At 36.5% G+C, this 18506-nt stretch carries 18 protein-coding genes; 16 read left to right on the top strand and 2 right to left on the bottom strand.

Annotated features, from left to right (window positions below):
• Positions 1 to 22 precede the first annotated feature (22 nt).
• From nrfD to ypfJ, 11 genes are all read left to right on the top strand, one after another.
• Complete coding sequence (nrfD, locus tag QWT87_RS06965) at positions 23 to 1420, top strand: NrfD/PsrC family molybdoenzyme membrane anchor subunit (protein WP_027381049.1); 1398 nt, start codon at positions 23 to 25, stop codon at positions 1418 to 1420.
• Positions 1407 to 1928 carry a DUF3341 domain-containing protein gene (locus tag QWT87_RS06960; RefSeq protein ID WP_076393898.1) on the top strand — a complete coding sequence of 174 codons (522 nt, stop codon included), beginning with the start codon at positions 1407 to 1409 and terminating at the stop codon, positions 1926 to 1928. The genes nrfD and QWT87_RS06960 overlap by 14 nt, the downstream gene beginning before the upstream one ends.
• A complete protein-coding gene (locus QWT87_RS06955) occupies positions 1921 to 2637 on the top strand; it encodes a c-type cytochrome (protein ID WP_076393900.1) in 717 nt (238 codons plus the stop codon). Before QWT87_RS06960 ends, QWT87_RS06955 begins: the two co-directional genes overlap by 8 nt.
• An 8-nt stretch (positions 2638 to 2645) precedes the next feature.
• Entirely contained in the window at positions 2646 to 3977 is a 1332-nt protein-coding gene (locus tag QWT87_RS06950) for a quinol:cytochrome C oxidoreductase (RefSeq protein WP_116096603.1), read from the top strand.
• A gap of 160 nt (positions 3978 to 4137) precedes the next feature.
• A complete protein-coding gene (locus QWT87_RS06945) occupies positions 4138 to 5151 on the top strand; it encodes a hypothetical protein (protein ID WP_302715115.1) in 1014 nt (337 codons plus the stop codon).
• Positions 5152 to 5201: 50 nt separating this feature from the next.
• Positions 5202 to 6410 (top strand): hypothetical protein, encoded by a 1209-nt coding sequence (locus tag QWT87_RS06940; RefSeq protein ID WP_116096599.1) that lies wholly within the window; start codon positions 5202 to 5204, stop codon positions 6408 to 6410.
• A 3-nt stretch (positions 6411 to 6413) separates the two neighbouring features.
• Positions 6414 to 6950, top strand: a complete 537-nt coding sequence (locus QWT87_RS06935) for an adenine phosphoribosyltransferase (RefSeq protein WP_302715112.1) — start codon at positions 6414 to 6416, stop codon at positions 6948 to 6950.
• 240 nt (positions 6951 to 7190) lie between these two features.
• Positions 7191 to 7886, top strand: a complete 696-nt coding sequence (locus QWT87_RS06930; protein ID WP_185207957.1) for a YfgM family protein — start codon at positions 7191 to 7193, stop codon at positions 7884 to 7886.
• A 3-nt stretch (positions 7887 to 7889) separates the two neighbouring features.
• On the top strand, positions 7890 to 8408 hold the full coding sequence (gene ribH / locus QWT87_RS06925; RefSeq protein ID WP_087711749.1) for a 6,7-dimethyl-8-ribityllumazine synthase: 519 nt from the start codon (positions 7890 to 7892) through the stop codon (positions 8406 to 8408).
• A 204-nt stretch (positions 8409 to 8612) separates the two neighbouring features.
• On the top strand, positions 8613 to 10697 hold the full coding sequence (locus QWT87_RS06920) for an LTA synthase family protein (protein WP_302715109.1): 2085 nt from the start codon (positions 8613 to 8615) through the stop codon (positions 10695 to 10697).
• Positions 10698 to 10778: 81 nt separating this feature from the next.
• A complete protein-coding gene (gene ypfJ, locus QWT87_RS06915; protein ID WP_076393916.1) occupies positions 10779 to 11630 on the top strand; it encodes a KPN_02809 family neutral zinc metallopeptidase in 852 nt (283 codons plus the stop codon).
• A gap of 54 nt (positions 11631 to 11684) precedes the next feature.
• On the opposite strand, the gene QWT87_RS06910 is transcribed toward ypfJ, so the two are convergent.
• Entirely contained in the window at positions 11685 to 12539 is an 855-nt protein-coding gene (locus QWT87_RS06910) for a GLPGLI family protein (RefSeq protein WP_302715106.1), read from the bottom strand.
• A gap of 273 nt (positions 12540 to 12812) precedes the next feature.
• Here QWT87_RS06910 and QWT87_RS06905 point away from each other — a divergent pair, with 273 nt between their 5' ends.
• The 5 genes from QWT87_RS06905 to sufD all read left to right on the top strand — a co-directional run bounded on the left by QWT87_RS06905 (position 12813) and on the right by sufD (position 17486).
• Positions 12813 to 13142, top strand: a complete 330-nt coding sequence (locus QWT87_RS06905; RefSeq protein WP_076393920.1) for a HesB/IscA family protein — start codon at positions 12813 to 12815, stop codon at positions 13140 to 13142.
• Positions 13143 to 13222: 80 nt separating this feature from the next.
• Complete coding sequence (gene sufB / locus QWT87_RS06900) at positions 13223 to 14671, top strand: Fe-S cluster assembly protein SufB (protein ID WP_076393922.1); 1449 nt, start codon at positions 13223 to 13225, stop codon at positions 14669 to 14671.
• 152 nt (positions 14672 to 14823) lie between these two features.
• Positions 14824 to 15204: a GxxExxY protein gene (locus QWT87_RS06895; RefSeq protein WP_235132041.1), complete on the top strand. Its 381-nt coding sequence runs from the start codon at positions 14824 to 14826 to the stop codon at positions 15202 to 15204.
• 125 nt (positions 15205 to 15329) lie between these two features.
• A complete protein-coding gene (sufC, locus tag QWT87_RS06890) occupies positions 15330 to 16076 on the top strand; it encodes a Fe-S cluster assembly ATPase SufC (protein ID WP_302715099.1) in 747 nt (248 codons plus the stop codon).
• A gap of 102 nt (positions 16077 to 16178) precedes the next feature.
• Entirely contained in the window at positions 16179 to 17486 is a 1308-nt protein-coding gene (gene sufD / locus QWT87_RS06885; RefSeq protein ID WP_268055485.1) for a Fe-S cluster assembly protein SufD, read from the top strand.
• Positions 17487 to 17974: 488 nt separating this feature from the next.
• On the opposite strand, the gene QWT87_RS06880 is transcribed toward sufD, so the two are convergent.
• Positions 17975 to 18505 carry a hypothetical protein gene (locus QWT87_RS06880; protein ID WP_108409918.1) on the bottom strand — a complete coding sequence of 177 codons (531 nt, stop codon included), beginning with the start codon at positions 18503 to 18505 and terminating at the stop codon, positions 17975 to 17977.
• Between the last annotated feature and the right edge of the window lies 1 nt (position 18506).

The raw sequence follows: 18506 nt of genomic DNA, 5'->3' as shown, positions 1-18506 counted from the left end.
TTAAATAATAAATAGGTAAAAAATGTCAGGACATTACGAAGCTCCGATAAGGGAACCTCTAATTATTGGTCACAAAACTTATCACGATATCACGGAAGATATTGCACGACCTATCGAAGAAAGAGCAGGTAAATTATGGTGGATTTCATTATATGCAGCCTTAGTTCTATTCATCTATGGATTCGGATGTATCGCTTACACTATCGGAACAGGTATTGGAGCATGGGGACTAAACAGAACTATTAACTGGGGATGGGATATTACTAACTTCGTATGGTGGGTTGGTATCGGTCACGCCGGAACCCTAATCTCAGCGGTATTATTATTATTTAGACAGAGATGGAGAATGTCTGTAAACAGATCTGCAGAGGCGATGACGATCTTTGCGGTTGTACAGGCGGCAATCTTCCCGGTTATCCACATGGGTAGAGTTTGGGTAGGATATTGGGTATTCCCTTTACCAAACCAGTTCGGTTCTCTTTGGGGGAACTTCAACTCTCCTCTACTTTGGGACGTTTTTGCGATCTCTACGTATTTCTCGGTATCAACAGTATTCTGGTTCATGGGGTTGATCCCTGACTTTGCAATGATCAGAGACAGAGCGAAGACACCTTGGACTAAGAAAATTTATACTTTCCTTGCATTCGGTTGGGGTGGTAAAGCAAAACACTGGCAAAGATTCGAAGAACTATCTTTGGTTCTTGCAGGTTTAGCAACTCCGCTTGTATTCTCAGTACACACTACCGTATCTTTTGACTTCGCAACTTCGGTTATTAAAGGATGGCACTCCACAATTTACCCTCCTTACTTCGTTGCCGGTGCGATTTTCTCAGGATTTGCAATGGTACAGACGCTATTGTTAGTTGCAAGAAAAGTATGTCACCTTGAAGATTACATCACTATGTATCATATCGAAATTATGAACATCGTAATCATCTTAACAGGTGGTATGGTAACTGTAGCTTACGCAACTGAATATTTCATCGGATGGTATTCAGGATCAAGATTTGAAGATTTCACATATCTTTCTCCTGGTGCTGCTGTTGGACCTTACTGGTGGGCTTTCTGGTCACTAATTATCTGTAACCTTGTTGTTCCTGCTTCTTTCTGGTTCAAGAGACTTAGAACGAATATTATCTGGACATTCATTGTTGCGTTAATTATCAACATCGGTATGTGGTTTGAGCGTTTCGACATCATCGTTATCAACCTTTCAAGAGATTACTTGCCTGGTTCTTGGACGATGTTTAAGCCAACAATCATTGATGTGGGAGTATATTTAGGAACAATCGGATTCTTCTCTGTATTATTCTTATTATACGCAAGAACATTCCCTGTAATTGCACAGGCTGAATTAAAATCGATTTTGAAAATCTCAGGTGAAACTTATAAAGCAAAAGAAGGAGATGAGCACCACTAAAATTGTATACGGACTTTATGCGGACGACGACGATTTAATGAACGGCGTTAAAGCATTCAACGATAAAGGAATCAAAATAAACGAAGTGTATACTCCGTTTCCGGTTCACGGACTAGATAAAGCTTTAGGGTTAAAGAAAACAAGAATTTCTGATGCCGCTTTTATCTACGCTTGTTATGGAGTTACAATCGGTGCTACTCTTACATGGTATGTAATGAACCACGACTGGCCTCAGAACATTGGGGGTAAACCAGCTTTCGACTGGGCTCACAATATGCCGGCTTTCGTAGTACCTATGTTCGAACTTATGGTATTCTGCGCAGCACACATGATGTCATTAACTTTCTTGGTAAGAAACAAAATGTATCCCGGAGCTCCTGCACAAAACCCGGATCCAAGAACAACGGATGATAAATTCTTAATGGAATTTGTAACTGAAGATGTAGAATCTGTAAAGCAGTTGCTTATTGAAACTGGAGTTGAAGAAATAACTGTTAAAGATGCTTAAAATGAAAAAGAATGTATTAAAAATTACAGCAGTTTTAGGTTTAACAACAGTTTTACTTAACTCTTGCGGACCAAAAGAGAATACTCCGCTGGTCTATTTCCCGGATATGTATTTTCCGGTAGCATACGATCCATTGATGAAAGCTCAGGACGCTTATTCAGATCATGAAAATGAAATTCCTGCTTTTGTTAAAAATAATTTTGCAACAGGTCTTTCTCCTGTAGAAGGATCCGTAGCTCAAAATAAAGATGGTGTTTTCGAAGAAGGATTACTTCCAAAAACACCGGATGAATACAATGCTGGTTATGATGCTTCAAAAACAGTAACAGGATCTCCTTTAAACCCAGCAAACGCTGCAAAAGATCTTGAAAGAGGAAAAAGCCTTTTCGAGAAAACCTGTTCAGCTTGTCACGGTGTAGGAGGAGACGGACAAGGGCCAATCGTTCAGTCCGGAGCATTCTCTGGTGTACCAAACTATGCAGACAGAGATATTACTGTAGGATCTGTTCATTATGTAATAACCAACGGTAGAAACGCAATGGGATCTTATGCAGGACAACTTAGCGCAGGAGACAGATGGAGAGTTGCCATGTATGTAATGGATGCTTTCAAAAAAGGAGCTGCAGCACCTGCGGCGGCTACAGCAACAGCTACTACAGCGGCTGCCCCTGCGAAATCCGAAACGATGACTACCGAAACTAAAAAATAAGAAAAGAAATGTATAGTTTTTCACCAAAATTAAAATCAACTTCTATAATCCTTCTTGTTGTAGGTTTAGTTCTTTTTGCTGTTGGTTTCTTTATGAATAAAGGAATTACTACTGAAAAAATAGAACACATGATGGAAGCGGTTCATGCTTCTGGTCATACAGCTCCTACGCATTCTAGTGAAATGGTAGGACCTCAGGATCATGCAGCTCACCTTGAGCATGCTACTCTTCAGGTTCACAACCAGCCTTTAGCGGCAATACATTTTGTAGCTGTATTTTTCTTTGGAGTAAGCTGCTGCGTATTATTCTTCTATTCTATTCAGCACGCTGCACACGCAGGTTGGCCAATTATCATTACAAGAGTAATGGAAGCTATTGCTTCTTATATTCCTTACGGTGGTGCTATTCTAATCATTCTAATGATTTTAAACATCACACACCAAGGTCACCTTTTCCATTGGATGGATCCGGAATTAACAGACCCAAATTCTGCTCATTTCGATGTGATCTTATTTGAAAAAAGAATTTTCTTAAATATCCCTTTCTATGCAGTAAGAACTTTCATCTATGTAATAGGTGCTTCTTTCTTCGCTTGGAAACTGAAAGCTCAGTCTAAAAAAGTAGACGAAACAAAATCAAGAGTAGAATATCAAATGCTTTACAGATGGGCAGTAGGATATATTGCATTCTTCGGTTTTGCTTCTGCAGCTTGGGCTTGGGACTGGTTGATGTCTATTGATCCTCACTGGTATTCTACCATGTATATCTGGTATTCAATGGTGAGCTGCCTTTCAAGTGGCATTGCGGTAATTATTCTTTTAAGTGTTTATTTAAAGAAAAACGGATTCCTTCCACAGTTCAACGATAACCACTTACACGATTTAGGAGTATTCCTTTTCGCGACAAGTATGCTTTGGACGTATACATGGTTTGCACAGTTCATGTTATACTGGTACGCAAACATTCCGGAAGAGGTTAACTATTTCTTCGGAAGATTCCAGCACTACTCTCCTACTTTCTTACCAATGCTTATTGTAAACTTCTTATTACCGTTATTGGTATTGGTGAGCAGCAGCATCAAGAGAAACTACAAAGTGGTTACAACAATGGCTGTAGTCGTAATTTGTGGTCACATCTTAGATTACTTCAACATGGTAATGCCGGGAACAGTAGGACCATACTGGAAAACTCCTGAAGTATTTATCTTAATCTTAGGAGCAATCTTATTCGTAGTTGGATTATTTATGTTCACTGTGCTTTCAGCATTATCTAAACTTAAACTGATCCCTACAGGTAACCCTTACCTTCACGAATCTGAAATTTATGAATATCCTTTCTAAGGAATTTGTAACAAGATAAAAACAAAAAAGACTGATTGTAATGATCAGTCTTTTTTTTGCTTTTTTGTGCAGAAATAAAAAAACAATGCAACCTTTTTAAGTTTTCGTTGTCATATAATCAAAGAATGATTTAACTAAAAAAACATTAATTGTATCAATCATGAAAAAAAATCTCCTGTTATTATTTTTAACAATCCTCGTAAACTTCGTCAATGCACAAAGTATCACTTTCGTTTCAGAAAAAACCAATAAGCCCCTTCCGAAGGTTTCTGTGTTTGGCAAAGACGGGAGCATTTTAGCTTATTCGGATATCGACGGAAAAATCGACAGGCAGTCCATAAAACCGGATCAGGAAAAGTTTCAGCTCATCTACGATAATATGTCTGTTGCGACTTTATCCTATGCGGATTTCGACAAAGAAATTATTAAAGTGGATGACAGGATAAAAGATATCGAACGCGTTGTCATAAAAAATAACAAGCCTGCAAAATATATTTTCGTAAAAGGAAACTTTAATACGTACGTTACCGTAAACAACAAACTAAACTGCTACACAGACGGAATAATTACTTACATTTTTGATAATAAAACAAAAAAACTGAAAAGTGCAAATGTAGAACAATACAGAGCATTCAGGATTGAAGATAAAAATGTTGATAAAAAACTGACAGCTTCCTTCGATTATGGTAAAATGATGAATGTTCCTGAAATGAAAGATGTCGGAAATATTCAGGAATACAAAAAAAAGAACGCCGTCATTAAAGAGCTGAAAGGAGACCGAAAAGATCAGATCGAAATTGCTCACAGTGCTTTACAGGAAAAAGAAGTCAACTTTTTAGGATACCGTTTCTACGATGTAAAGGTTATCTCTAATGCTTCTTACGAGAAAGAAAGCAATAAGACCTTAAGAGATCTTTTGGAATTTAACGACATTCGGTTCATCAAACTAAAGCATAAGAGTGAACCGGACTACAATCAGTTGATTTATTACTGCAATTTTTATCCTGCAGAAATAGAATTCAGAGACGATAATGATATCGAAAGTGTAAATCTGAATACCAATAAAAGCAGCTATACTACAAAATACTGGGAAGATTCATCTTTTCCGAATATGCAGACCGTTTTCAGCTCATTTTTCAAAGATCAGTTGAAAGAACAACAAAATAAAAAATAAAACACTCTATTAATAAAGGTTTTATTATTTTTGTGGTAAACCGAAAAAAAATGAAAAAGTTGTCTTTTCTACTAATTTTCAGCATGTTGCTTTTCACAGCATGCAAGCAAGATCATGTAGATGCTACCAATACTAAAACTTTGCAGTCGAGTATCAATGATATGACGGCAAGTTTACCTACCATTAAACAGATTAAATTTAACGAGGCACTCTACATCCTGAAAACTTTCGGAGTAGACGCAGATGGTGATTTTGCTGAACTGAAAGCCTTAGGACAAATGATTGATGGAAAAAAAGTTCCCGAAATCATGGCAATGGCAGATCAGGTAGCCCAGAAAAACGGAATCGAATGGGCAAGTACAGCACCTCCTTCGTTAGGAGCATTAGGAGAAATGAATATCTTTGGAAACGAAACAGCTAAAGAAAGCGATCCGAATGACGTAAAAGCAAACTCGTTAAGCATTTCTACAAGACCAACGGGAGATGACGGAACCGGAGCTCCAACAGCAATTCAGATTGTTCCGAGATTGGTAGACAATGCCGGAAATCCGGTGTCTTTTACAGGAGCAGGTCTGGAAGCAACACTGGAAGTTTTCAGCAATGGAGTAAAGCTTTCTACGGCTAAAAATTTAATGCAGGATAACAATTTCAAAGGATTTAATTTAAAATTCTCTTCACTTCCTGCAGCTCAGGTTGTTGATAATAAAATCGACATCACGGTTTCTGTAAAAACAACTGCGAAAACTTTCAAAATGACAAAAATCGGACTGGATGTTAATCCTCTTTTACTAAAAGTTCCGGCTGCTCCGAAAATAGATTCAACAGCAGTTATTCAGGATCCCGCTGTAATCGATCCGAATAATCCGAATGCAACGGTTCCTTCCACAACAGATCCGAATGCAGCCACACCTACAACTCCTGCAGCACCAAAACAGCCAGCTTCAGATCCGAAAAGTACCGTTTCAGGATTTTTAAATAACGTAAGCGCTCAAAACCTAAAAGCTGCGTACAACTCTGCAAGCAACCCGAGTTGGGGAAGTTATGAGTCATTTTCGAACCCGACTTCAGGATTTGGTTCGGTGAAAAACGTAAGCGTAAAAAACATCACCACCAATGCTTCCAATGCAACTTCTGCAAGTGTGAGTGCAACGTATGATGTAACGGATAAAAGTGGAAAAACAACTTCACTGAGAGCAACTTTCGGACTTAAAAATGTAAACGGAGACTGGAAAATTTCCAGCTACAAAATCAATCCATAAAAAATGGCATCGCAGCAGCTCATCACAAAACTGGAAGAAACCATTGAAAATATTCCAGATTTTCCGATTCCGGGAATTCAGTTTAAGGACATCTCTCCTATTTTCCTGAACCCGAAACTGTATGAAGAAGTGATTGCAGATCTGGTACATTTCAGCAAAGGAAAAGTTGATGCGGTATGCGGAATTGAAAGCAGAGGTTATCTTTTCGGGATTGCCATCGCTGTTGCATTAGAAGTTCCTTTTATTTTAATCCGAAAAGCAGGAAAACTTCCGCCACCGATAATTTCAGAAAAATATGATCTCGAATACGGAAGTGCTGTTATTGAAACCCGTGAAGGACAGTTAAAATCCGGACAAAGAGTCCTGATTCATGATGATCTTTTAGCAACAGGAGGAACGACCGAAGCCGCTGCAAAATTGGTTGAAAAACAAGGTGCAACCGTTTCTCAGTTCAGTTTCCTAATCGGATTGAAAGATTTAAAAGGCGAAGAAAAACTGAAGAAATTTAATGCAGAAATTTATCATATTTTAGAATATTAAACTGAATTAAATTAGATGCTTCGACAAGCTCAGCATGACAACGCTAATAATTTAACGTTACATCAAAACATATAGTATTAGAGATGTCATGCTGAGCTTGTCGAAGCATCTTTTTAGTAAATTCACGATTCATAATTAACAATTCTACTTGATTAATTCAAATAAAATCAACAATACGTACAAAGTATTTTGTAAATCATTCAGAAACAATTAAATTTGCATTTCAATTTTTAATAATCTATGGCAAAAATTACAAACGAGCAGGAAGGTAAAGAAACTGTTGAGTTTTTTAAAGATCTTGACAGAGAAGCTTTAAACACAGAAAGGTTCCTTGAAAAATATTCAAAACCTTTGGGAATTGTTTTCGGACTACTTATTTTGGGAGTTCTGGGCTTCTTCGGTTACAAACAATTTGTTGTAGCTCCTAAAAATGCAGAAGCTGTAAAAAGTTTTCTGGCTGCTCAGAAAAATCTTGCTGACGGTAAAGATAAAGAAGCTTTAGGCGGAAAATCTGCTGCAAATCCGGGTTTCTTAGGAACTTATAACGAATATTCTGCAACCAACGTAGGAAAGCTTTCTGCTTACAACGCTGGATTGATAAAATTCAAGGAAGGAAAATTTCAGGAAGCTTATGATCTTTTAGACAGTTTTTCATCCGACAACAAAACGTTGATGGCAATGAAATACGGAGCAATGGCAGATGCAAAATCCGGTCTTAATAAAAATGATGAAGCCCTTCAGTTATTAGACAAAGCCGCTTCAGCTTCAGACGATCCTTACACAACGTATTATTTTACAAGAAAAGCAGGTATTGTAGCTTTGGGATTAAAGAAAAATGCAGAAGCAAAAAAGTATTTTGCAACAATTGACGAAAAATATCAGGACTACGACAACGGAATGTCTGATTCTTATATTGAAATGACTAAATATTACTAAACAATGGCAACAGTTAATCTTTCTGATTACAAGCCACTTAACATAACCAATGCCGATGATTTTTCTATCGGCATTGTTTTTTCTGAGTGGAATGATTTTGTAACCTACAATCTTCGTGATGCAGCTCTGGAAATCCTTCAAAAAGAGGGAGTAAAATCTGAAAAAATTTCTCTTTTTCCGGTTCCGGGAGCGTTTGAGTTAAGCTATGCAAGTATGCAGCTTTGTAAAGAACGAACTTTTGATGCAGTAATTGCAATCGGATGTGTGATCCGTGGAGAAACACCTCATTTCGACTATGTCTGCTCCGCAGTTGCACAGGGAATTAAAGACTGTAACATCATGACAGATACCCCGACTATTTTCTGTGTTTTAACAGACGATACAAAAGAACAGTCGATTGCGAGAAGCGGCGGCGATCTTGGAAACAAAGGGGTTGAAGCAGCAGTTACGGCTTTGCAGATGATAGATTTTAAAAAGAATCTTTCTGGCAGAAAAGGAAACATCGGATTTGGAAATTCATAATTTTTCAAAGTAAAAAATATTTGAAAGAACTATTGAAGAATAGTTCTTTTTTTTGTCTCCGAACAGTTACCTCCTGAATATTATATTGTTAAAATAATTTTAAATATTTATAAACTTTCTAATTATTGTGGTATTTTAAAAAAATATACGCTCAAATAATATTCAATACTTATTTTTGTAAGAATTCATATTCAAATCATAACAATGTTTGTTCAGAAAACAAAACCATTCCTTTATTTAGGAATCTTTTACCTTATCATTTCTTTAATCATAAGGATTGTATTTTTCTTTCATCCCATTACCACAGCCAGTTTTGGAGTGTTTGAAGTGTTAAAAATAATTTTGGTGGGTGTCCTCAATGATGCTTTGGTTTTTATTTTAGCCTGCACCTTTTTAGCCCTCTATTTTTTATTTCTCTCCAATTCAAAATATCAGAAACCTTACGGACAGATCATTTTGGGAATTTTAGTACTTTTTTTCCTGTACATTCTTCTGATTCCGAACAATATTTTCAAACAATACGGCGGCTCGGTTGCAGAAATCGCGCTGGCTTTTATCGGCTTAAAAATTATCTGCTTCGCATTAATGCTTTTCCTCCCAAAACAACGTTTAAAAATAAGAAACATACTTTATTTCATAACCCTGTTTCTGTATGTTTTACTCATCGTATTCAACGCAGTAAGTGAATATTTCTTCTATAACGAATTCGGATTGAGATACAATTTCATCGCGGTAGATTATCTCATCTATACCAACGAAGTGATTGGAAACATCATGGAAAGCTATCCCGTTGTTCCTCTTTTCTCAGCAATTTTTATCGTAACACTTTCCATTACATTCTTCATTTTTAAGAAAACAAAAAAAGAACTTTCAGATCTTCCGAATCTGAAGCAGAAATTTATTTTACTGGGATCATTTGTTCTTTTGATCGGAGTAAGCTTATTTGGATTGAATTTCACAACAAAAATGAAAGGAAACAGCGTTTTTGAAGAAGAAATTCAGGCAAACGGTCTTCCGAAATTCTATTGGGCATTTACCCACAACGAGCTGGATTATTTCCAGTTTTATCCAGAAATTAATCAGAGTCAGGCAGAAAAAAACTTTTTAAGCCAGTTTGCTCCACCTGTCCTGAAAAGAAATATTGTTTCTGCAGAACCGGAACTGAAAAAAAATGTGGTTTTAATTTCCATTGAAAGTTTATCTGCAGACTTTTTAGCACATTATGGAAATACGCAGAAAATCACTCCTTTTTTAGACAGTTTAGCCGATAAATCGCTAATGTTTACCAATCTTTACGCTACCGGAAACAGAACCGTTCGTGGTCTGGAAGCATTAACGCTCTGCATTCCGCCTACAGCCGGAGAAAGCATTATTAAAAGAGAGAACAATAAAAATAAATTTACCACAGGAAGTGTTTTCAAATCAAAAGGATATGATGTGAAATTTTTGTACGGAGGATACAGCTATTTCGATAATATGCAGGATTTCTACGCCGGAAACGGTTATGATATTGTCGACAGAAATAATTTCAAGCCGGAAGAAATCACGTTTGCAAACGTTTGGGGCGTTGCCGATGAAGACATGGCAAAAAAAGCCATCCAAACCATGAATGCCGAAGCAAAATCCGGAAAGCCGTTCTTCAATCACTGGATGACGGTTTCCAATCACAGACCTTTTACCTATCCTGAAGGAAAAATTGATATCCCCGGAAATGCAAAATCTCGTGAAGGCGGTGTAAAATACACAGATTATGCTCTGAAAAAATTCTTCGAGATGGCTAAAAAACAGGACTGGTATAAAAATACAATCTTCGTTATCATTGCAGATCACTGCGCTTCCAGTGCAGGAGACACAGAACTTCCGATGGATAAATATAGAATTCCGGCAATGGTTTTCTCGGAAGGATTTATCCAGCCGCAGAAATTTACCCAAACCATGTCTCAGATCGATGTGATGCCGACTGTTTTCGGTCTGCTGAATTTCAGTTATCAGTCGAAATTTTTAGGGCAGGACGTTTTCAGCAAAGAATTTCAGCCGAAAGCTTATGTAGCAACGTATCAGGATTTAGGATTTGTAAAAGATAATTATTTAACGGTTATTTCACCTTTAAGAAAAATTAAGCAATATGCTTTGGTTCAGCAGAAAAACAATCTAGCTCCGGAATTTAATATTTATTTTGATGAAAATCCTTTAAAAGAAAAGGAACAGAATAAGCCGATGGTGGATGCAACGATTTCAGTGTATCAGTCGACTTCTTTCTGGCTGAAAAAAAATCAGCTGAATCGATAAATATTTTGAAAATATCATAATCCGCACAAAAATTGTATGGTTTAAATTTTTAAATTTACCAACAAATAAAAAATACAAACTATGAGATGGACGGACGACAGAGGTGGTAATGTGGAAGACAGACGTGGACTTGGCGGCGGAGCCGTTGTAGGAGGCGGACTGGGAACGCTTATTATTGCTGCAATTATATTCTTTCTGGGAGGTGATCCTTCCTCGATTCTTTCTTCGGGAGCGGGTTCCGGATCTCCGAGAACGGAGCAGAGAGAACTGACTGCGGAAGACAAAAAAATCGGAGAAATGGTAGACATGATGGGAAAATGGAACATCACGACATGGGATCAGGTTTTTCAGGAAAACGGAATGCAGTATACTCCACCAAAAATCATCCTTTTTTCGGAAACCACACAATCCGGCTGCGGAGTGGCACAGTCTGCAATGGGACCGTTTTACTGTCCGGCAGATCAGTCTGTTTACATGGACATGAGCTTTTTTAATGAACTTCAGCAGAGATTCGGAGCTAAAGTAACGGAATTTACGGTAGCCTATGTTTTGGCGCATGAAGTGGGACATCATGTTCAGACGCTTTTAGGAACAACGCAAAAAGTAGATCAGCTAAGAAGAAGCGGAAAATATTCTGAAGCAGAAATGAACAGAGTTTCTGTTGCCACAGAACTTCAGGCAGATTTTTACGCAGGAGTGTGGGCAAGAAGAACAGATGCTGAAAAGCATATTCTTGAACCCGGAGATATTCAGTCGGCTATTGAAGCGGCTGAAGCGGTAGGTGATGATAATATCCAGAGAAGATCACAGGGATACGTTAATCAGGAAAGTTTTACGCACGGATCCTCTGCGCAGCGTAAAGAATGGTTTATGAAAGGATATAACACCGGAGACATCCGACAGGGAGATACTTTCAACCAGCTTTTAAAATAATTAATACTCAAAAGAAATAAAAACCCTGAAGATTGGTTCTTCAGGGTTAATTTTTTATTGTAATTCTATCGGGTTGCTATTTCTTTTTGCTTCCTCTTTTACTCTTTCTTCCATCCTTTTTCTGAAATCTCCGGAATTTCCTCCTCCGAATCCACCGCCGCCACGGTTTCCACCACCGCCGTCAATTCTCACCGGCGCACCCATTCCGCCACCTTGTGTCATAAATGACATCGGGTCTTCCATAAACTTTTTCTGCTGTTTTACATAATCGCCTCTTTTCACTTTAATGGTATTTCCAAACTGACTCATTGTCGGAAAGTCTGCGATTTTATAATTTTTCATCAAATCGAAAGAATATTCACCTTTATCATCCTCCACTTTCACGATAAGTCCCGGAAGTCCGCCGAATTTATATGGTCCGTCCTGATAAGGCAGATCTGTGGTAAACCATGCCGTCCATTTTCTGCCTCCAAAATCCGTTTCTGCTTTCTGAACTTTATAATCTCCGATTTTTGTGGTTTCCGAAGAAATTTTCCAGTTGATCGGGCGATCTTCCTCGTAAGTATAAATATCTCTTCCTATTCTGTCTTTAAAAGTCATTTTCTGGCTTTTTTTATCTTTTTCAACAGAATAATTGATGTTGGATCGTAAAGCTTCCATCTGATCCCTGTTGAAACCTCTTGCTCCTCCACTTTGCATGGCAGCCTGAATGACAGAATCTCTTTTAATTCTGTTTTCGGAATAAAAAACAGATTTTTCCGGAGAAATGTCCAGATACGCATTTTCTGTTTTCGTATCTGTTTTATTGGACGCATCGGGTTTCATCGTAACCTGATATACAAATCTGTTGGTCTGTGCAAAAGCCGTCTGCATGAATAAAGCCAAAGCAAGAATGCCTAATTTTTTCATTTATAGTATATTTTTATTGTAAACTGTAATTTTAAAGACTACACAAAAAAACAGTGAAATCTTTGTTTTATTTATAGATTTAAAATCCCGATCAAAGTTAAATCAAAAACAGGCTTTACGACGTCTATTAAGAAAATTTAAATATTTTTAACAGTAATTTTATCACTGAAATACATCTATTAAGAACAGAATCATCAAAATAGATATCTTCGATTTGAGATTGCGGAAATTAGTTCGTATTTTTGCATCATTAAATCATTCTAAATAAATACAATGATAAAAGTATCAGATCAAGCAAAAGCAAAAGCCATTCAGCTGATGACAGAGGACGGTTTTAAGCCTTTTGAAGACTATATAAGAGTGGGGGTAAAAAGCGGAGGATGCTCTGGTTTAGAATATGTTCTTAAGTTTGACAACGAAAAAACAGATACCGACCAGATTTTTGAAGACAATGATATCAAAATTATTGTAGATAAAAAATCAATCCTCTATTTAGCAGGAACCATTCTTGAGTATTCGGGAGGTTTAAACGGAAAAGGATTTGTTTTTAACAATCCGAATGCATCCAGAACTTGCGGATGCGGTGAGAGTTTTTCTTTGTAAAAAAGACATTGGATGCAGATTTCAGATTTGGATAAAAAATCAGATCTGAAATCTGTCTTCTAAAATCTTAAAAAAAAATAATGAATAAATATACTGAAGACGATCTAAGAGTCGATCTGGAAAATAAAAAATACGAATTCGGCTGGGAAACAAAAATCGATTACGAAGATTTCCCAACGGGTTTAAATGAAGACATTGTCCGTGCAATTTCTGCTAAAAAGGAAGAGCCGGAATGGATGACGGAATGGCGTCTGGAATCGTTCAGAATCTGGCAGAAAATGACGGAGCCGGACTGGGCAAATATTAAATATGAAAAGCCGGATTTTCAGGCGATTAAATATTATGCCGCGCCAAAAGTAAAACCTGAGCTGGAAAGTCTGGACGAAGTAGATCCTGAATTGCTAAAAACTTTCGAAAAATTAGGAATCAATATCGAAGAACAGAAAAGACTTTCAGGAGTTGCGGTAGATATTGTAATGGATTCCGTTTCTGTAAAAACTACGTTTCAGGACACGTTAATGGAAAAAGGAATTATTTTCTGCTCCATTTCAGAAGCGATCAAAAATCATCCTGATTTAGTAAGAAAATATCTTGGAAAAGTAGTTCCGAGAGGAGATAATTTCTATGCAGCTCTTAATTCCGCAGTATTTTCTGACGGAAGTTTCTGCTACATTCCGAAAGGCGTAAGATGTCCGATGGAATTGTCTACGTATTTCAGAATCAATCAGGCAGGAACAGGTCAGTTTGAAAGAACGCTTGTGATTGCGGATGAAGGAAGTTATGTTTCTTATCTGGAAGGCTGTACAGCACCGTCAAGAGATGAAAACCAGCTTCACGCAGCGGTTGTTGAGCTGATCGCAATGGATGATGCAGAAATTAAATATTCCACTGTACAAAACTGGTATCCGGGAAATGAAGAAGGAAAAGGAGGGGTTTTCAATTTCGTAACGAAAAGAGGACTTTGCGAAAGAAATGCAAAAATCTCATGGACTCAGGTTGAAACCGGTTCTGCGGTAACATGGAAATATCCTTCATGCATCCTGAAAGGAGATCATTCCATCGGTGAATTCTACTCTATCGCCGTAACGAATAATCACCAATATGCAGATACAGGAACCAAGATGATCCACATCGGTAAGAATACCAAATCTACCATTATTTCCAAAGGTATTTCCGCAGGAAAATCCAATAATTCATACAGAGGTCTGGTAAAAGTAATGCCTTCTGCAAAAGGAGCTAGAAATTTCTCTCAGTGCGATTCTTTACTGATGGGGAATGAATGTGGAGCTCATACTTTCCCGTATATTGAAATTAAAGATCCGACTGCACAACTGGAGCACGAAGCAACGACTTCAAAAATCGGGGAAGACCAGATTTTTTACTGCAACCAGAGAGGAATTGACACAGAAAGAGCTATTGCCTTGATCGTGAACGGTTTCAGCAAAGAAGTTTTAAATAAACTGCCAATGGAATTTGCTATTGAAGCTCAGAAATTACTGGAGATTTCTCTGGAAGGTTCTGTTGGATAATTTTATTTTATCGCAAAGCTAAACTAAGCTTTTTTAGTCGCTTACTATTTATTCTCAAGATAAACAAAGGCGCTAACGCTTAGGAAAGTGATACAAAGTTTTTAAATTGAATTCCTACAATTAACTTGTGTATCTTTGCGAAAATTATACAAATGACAGAAAATGAAATTTCAAAAATTGTTTTTGAAAGTGGATTAAAAATTCACAGAAAATTAGGAATAGGCTTGTATGAAAGCATTTATGAAGAATGTTTATTTTATGAATTGAAAAAAGCCGGGATTAATGTGGAAAAGCAAAAATCTCTCAATATTCAATACGAAGAACTATTTTTAGAAAATGCTTTCAGAATGGATTTACTAGTTGAAAACAAAGTGGTTTTAGAGATAAAATCTGTTGAAAATTTAACCAATTTTCACGCTGCACAAGTAAAAAATTATGTAAGACTTGGAAATTATAAGTTAGGAATGCTTATCAATTTCAATTCTCAACTTTTTAAAAACGGAGTTATGAGAATTGCAAATGGTCTTGATTAATTTCAGATATAAATGTAATTAAACAAATAGTATTTCATTGACAAGCGTTAGCGCCTTTGTTTATCTTATAAAAGCAAAGGAAGATTAAAAAAATCTTAGTCTAGCCTTGCGATAAATTTAAACGTATGTTAGAGATAAAAAACTTGCACGCCAAAATTGAAGATGGCGACAAAGAAATTTTAAAAGGAATTAATCTTGAAATAAAGCCGGGTGAAGTTCACGCTATTATGGGACCGAACGGAGCCGGAAAATCTACGCTTTCTTCTGTAATCGCAGGAAAAGAGGATTATGAAGTTACAGGCGGTGAAATTATCTTCGGAGGTGAAAATATCATCGAAGACGCTCCAGAAGAAAGAGCACACAAAGGGATTTTTCTTTCTTTCCAGTATCCGGTAGAAATTCCGGGAGTTTCTGTAACCAACTTCATCAAAGCAGCGATGAACGAAAACAGAAAAGCTAACGGGTTGGGAGAAATGCCGGGAAAAGAAATGTTGGCAATGATTCGTGAGAAATCTGAAAAATTAGGCATCAAAAAAGATTTCCTTTCAAGATCTTTAAACGAAGGGTTTTCCGGAGGTGAAAAGAAAAGAAACGAAATTTTCCAGATGATGATGCTGGATCCGAAACTGGCTATTTTGGATGAAACAGATTCCGGATTGGACATTGATGCGTTAAGAATTGTTGCAGATGGTGTAAATGCTTTCAAAAACGAAGGGAATGCAGTTCTCCTGATTACCCACTATCAGAGATTGCTGAACTATATTCAGCCTGATTTTGTTCACGTTTTAGCCAACGGAAAAATCATCAAAACCGGTGATAAATCTCTTGCGTTAGAGCTTGAAGAAAAAGGGTACGACTGGCTTTTAAATTAATTAAAAGATTAAAAAATTCAGAGATTTTATCTGATCTCTTAGTTTAACAATTTCAGCCAAACAAAAAAAGAAAAAATGGTGCAAACCACAGATATACCAGTAATGGCATTAAAAGAACAGATCATACAAAACCATAATGAATTTTTGGAGAGCCTTCGTCACAGATTTCTGGATGAAGATCGTAAAGCAGCTCTTCAGAGGTTCGAAAAAGCTGGTTTTCCTACCAAAAAGGACGAAGAATATAAATATACCAACCTAAAGGAAATTACTGAGAAAAACTACAACTTTTTCCCAAAAGAAAGTCATAACATCACCAAAGAGCAGTTGGATCAGCTTCATTTAGGTGAAGAGAATTTCGACTGGATTACTTTCGTGAACGGTAAACTTCATAAAGAATTATCTAAAGTTTCCATTGAAAATGTTGAGTTTCTTTCATTCAATTATGCATTGAATGATGAGAAACACAGAGATGTTTTCGAGAAATATTTCAACACGATTGCTGAAGATCAATCTGCTTTCACGAATTTAAATCAGGCATACTGCAAATACGGTTTCTTTCTTAAAGTTCCGAAAAATGTAGTGATTGAAAAACCGATTCATGTTTTTTACATTTCTCAGAATCAGGAAGAAAACACGTTCTACAATACGAGAAACCTTTTAATCGTAGAAGAGGGCGCCAAAGTGGAAATTATTGAAAGTCATCATAATTTTGACAGCACGTATGTGTTAACAAATTCTGTTACGGAAATTTTCACCTATCCGAACGCAAAAGCGGACTGGCATAAAGTTCAGAACGATAACGATACTTCTTATCTGATTGACAATACTTTCGCAAAACAGGAAAAAGACAGCTTAACGACTGTAAATACGTTCTCTTTCGGAGGTAAGCTGGTAAGAAATAATTTAGATTTTATTCAGAACGGATCGAATATCAATTCATTCATGAACGGAATTACCATTATCGGAAAAGATCAGTTGGTAGATCATCACACGGCGGTTCACCATAATCAACCAAATTGTGAAAGTTACCAGAATTACAAAGGTATTTTCGACGGAAAATCTCACGGGGTTTTCAACGGAAAGGTTTTCGTAGATAAAATTGCCCAGAAAACGAATGCTTATCAGCAAAACAACAATGTTTTACTCAGCGAAGGAGCAACGATTGATACAAAACCTCAGCTTGAAATTTTTGCAGACGATGTAAAATGTTCTCACGGCTGTACAGTAGGACAATTGAATGAAGATGCGTTATTTTATCTGAGAGCAAGAGGGATTTCTAAAAAGGAAGCTCAGGCGTTATTGTTATACGCTTTTGCGAACGATGCCATGCAGAACATTGACATCGAGCCATTAAAAGAAAAAATTTCAAAACTTCTTGCCGAGAAGCTTCAGGTTGATATAGAGTTTTAACAATATATAATTGATCAATACGAAGGCTGTTTCATTTTTGGAACAGCTTTTATTTTTTTTACTCTTAAAAATTTACATCACATAAGTTATTTTTTTCAATGGATTGATAAATTCATAGAATATCTGCATCAGGAATGGATTATTTCAGTGAATCTCATTTTGTTTTTTAAATATTCAGGTAAATTCTTTTAAGAAAATCATTAATTAAAAAATTTTCTACATTTACGGCAAACACATATAAAATGCTGATTAAAGTCTATGGAAGTGCCATTCACGGAGTGTCTGCACAAACCATTACGATAGAAGTAAATGTAGATACAGGCCATTTTCCCGTACAAGGTTTAGAACAACTTGTTCTAAAAATTCTTTTGTAAGAGGTTTTCTTTGTAGGATTTCGTATCTAACATGAAATTTTAGAATGTGCAAATTTACAGACTCTCTGTCGTCATTATCAAAAAAACCGTCTCAAAAAAGAGACGGCTTAAACGTTAAAAACCTAAATCTTCGAAAGGCATTGCCGTACTTATGTACAATGGTTCGCCATTATCAAATAGTTTTTTTATAGAAAGATAATATCTATTGAATTCATATGGGATTCTTTCAGAAGGAAATCTCATTTGCAATACATAATATTCGCCTAAAATCTCGTGTACTTCATCATAAAAATGATCATCGGTATATTCCTTATCGGTAAATAGACTTCGGTGTACTTTTTCTTTATATTCCTCCAATCTATTGTAATATTCTTTAGGTACTTTGTGCTCTTTTTCTAAAAGTGTTCTTAATGTTTTTTCATAAGCCTCAATAATATTTCCATAAGAACCAGCCTCTAAAAAAAACTCTTTTTTACCTAAATCTTCTCCAAAAATAGATTTGAATATTTCGGTTTCTAAATGTCTTTGATCTTTTAACTTTGGTTTTAAAAATAACGTTCTACGATTTTTTCTTGCTACTTCCATCCCATCTGTTTTATAGTTTTTTATTGAGACTAAAACTATATAATCTATTTCTTTTTCCATA

Source organism: Chryseobacterium urinae, from assembly GCF_030518295.1.
GTDB lineage: Bacteria > Bacteroidota > Bacteroidia > Flavobacteriales > Weeksellaceae > Chryseobacterium > Chryseobacterium mucoviscidosis.
Note: the sequence above shows the minus strand (reverse complement) of the source record. Positions and strands in the feature narration are given on the sequence as shown.

Excerpts from the sequence above, each read along its gene's own strand:
- nrfD (WP_027381049.1), top strand. The coding sequence starts at position 23 with ATGTCAGGACATTACGAAGCTCCGATAAGGGAACCTCTAATTATTGGT.
- QWT87_RS06960 (WP_076393898.1), top strand. The coding sequence starts at position 1,407 with ATGAGCACCACTAAAATTGTATACGGACTTTATGCGGACGACGACGAT.
- QWT87_RS06955 (WP_076393900.1), top strand. The coding sequence starts at position 1,921 with ATGCTTAAAATGAAAAAGAATGTATTAAAAATTACAGCAGTTTTAGGT.
- QWT87_RS06950 (WP_116096603.1), top strand. The coding sequence starts at position 2,646 with ATGTATAGTTTTTCACCAAAATTAAAATCAACTTCTATAATCCTTCTT.
- QWT87_RS06945 (WP_302715115.1), top strand. The coding sequence starts at position 4,138 with ATGAAAAAAAATCTCCTGTTATTATTTTTAACAATCCTCGTAAACTTC.
- QWT87_RS06940 (WP_116096599.1), top strand. The coding sequence starts at position 5,202 with ATGAAAAAGTTGTCTTTTCTACTAATTTTCAGCATGTTGCTTTTCACA.
- QWT87_RS06935 (WP_302715112.1), top strand. The coding sequence starts at position 6,414 with ATGGCATCGCAGCAGCTCATCACAAAACTGGAAGAAACCATTGAAAAT.
- QWT87_RS06930 (WP_185207957.1), top strand. The coding sequence starts at position 7,191 with ATGGCAAAAATTACAAACGAGCAGGAAGGTAAAGAAACTGTTGAGTTT.
- ribH (WP_087711749.1), top strand. The coding sequence starts at position 7,890 with ATGGCAACAGTTAATCTTTCTGATTACAAGCCACTTAACATAACCAAT.
- QWT87_RS06920 (WP_302715109.1), top strand. The coding sequence starts at position 8,613 with ATGTTTGTTCAGAAAACAAAACCATTCCTTTATTTAGGAATCTTTTAC.
- ypfJ (WP_076393916.1), top strand. The coding sequence starts at position 10,779 with ATGAGATGGACGGACGACAGAGGTGGTAATGTGGAAGACAGACGTGGA.
- QWT87_RS06910 (WP_302715106.1), bottom strand. The coding sequence starts at position 12,539 with ATGAAAAAATTAGGCATTCTTGCTTTGGCTTTATTCATGCAGACGGCT.
- QWT87_RS06905 (WP_076393920.1), top strand. The coding sequence starts at position 12,813 with ATGATAAAAGTATCAGATCAAGCAAAAGCAAAAGCCATTCAGCTGATG.
- sufB (WP_076393922.1), top strand. The coding sequence starts at position 13,223 with ATGAATAAATATACTGAAGACGATCTAAGAGTCGATCTGGAAAATAAA.
- QWT87_RS06895 (WP_235132041.1), top strand. The coding sequence starts at position 14,824 with ATGACAGAAAATGAAATTTCAAAAATTGTTTTTGAAAGTGGATTAAAA.
- sufC (WP_302715099.1), top strand. The coding sequence starts at position 15,330 with ATGTTAGAGATAAAAAACTTGCACGCCAAAATTGAAGATGGCGACAAA.
- sufD (WP_268055485.1), top strand. The coding sequence starts at position 16,179 with ATGGCATTAAAAGAACAGATCATACAAAACCATAATGAATTTTTGGAG.
- QWT87_RS06880 (WP_108409918.1), bottom strand. The coding sequence starts at position 18,505 with ATGGAAAAAGAAATAGATTATATAGTTTTAGTCTCAATAAAAAACTAT.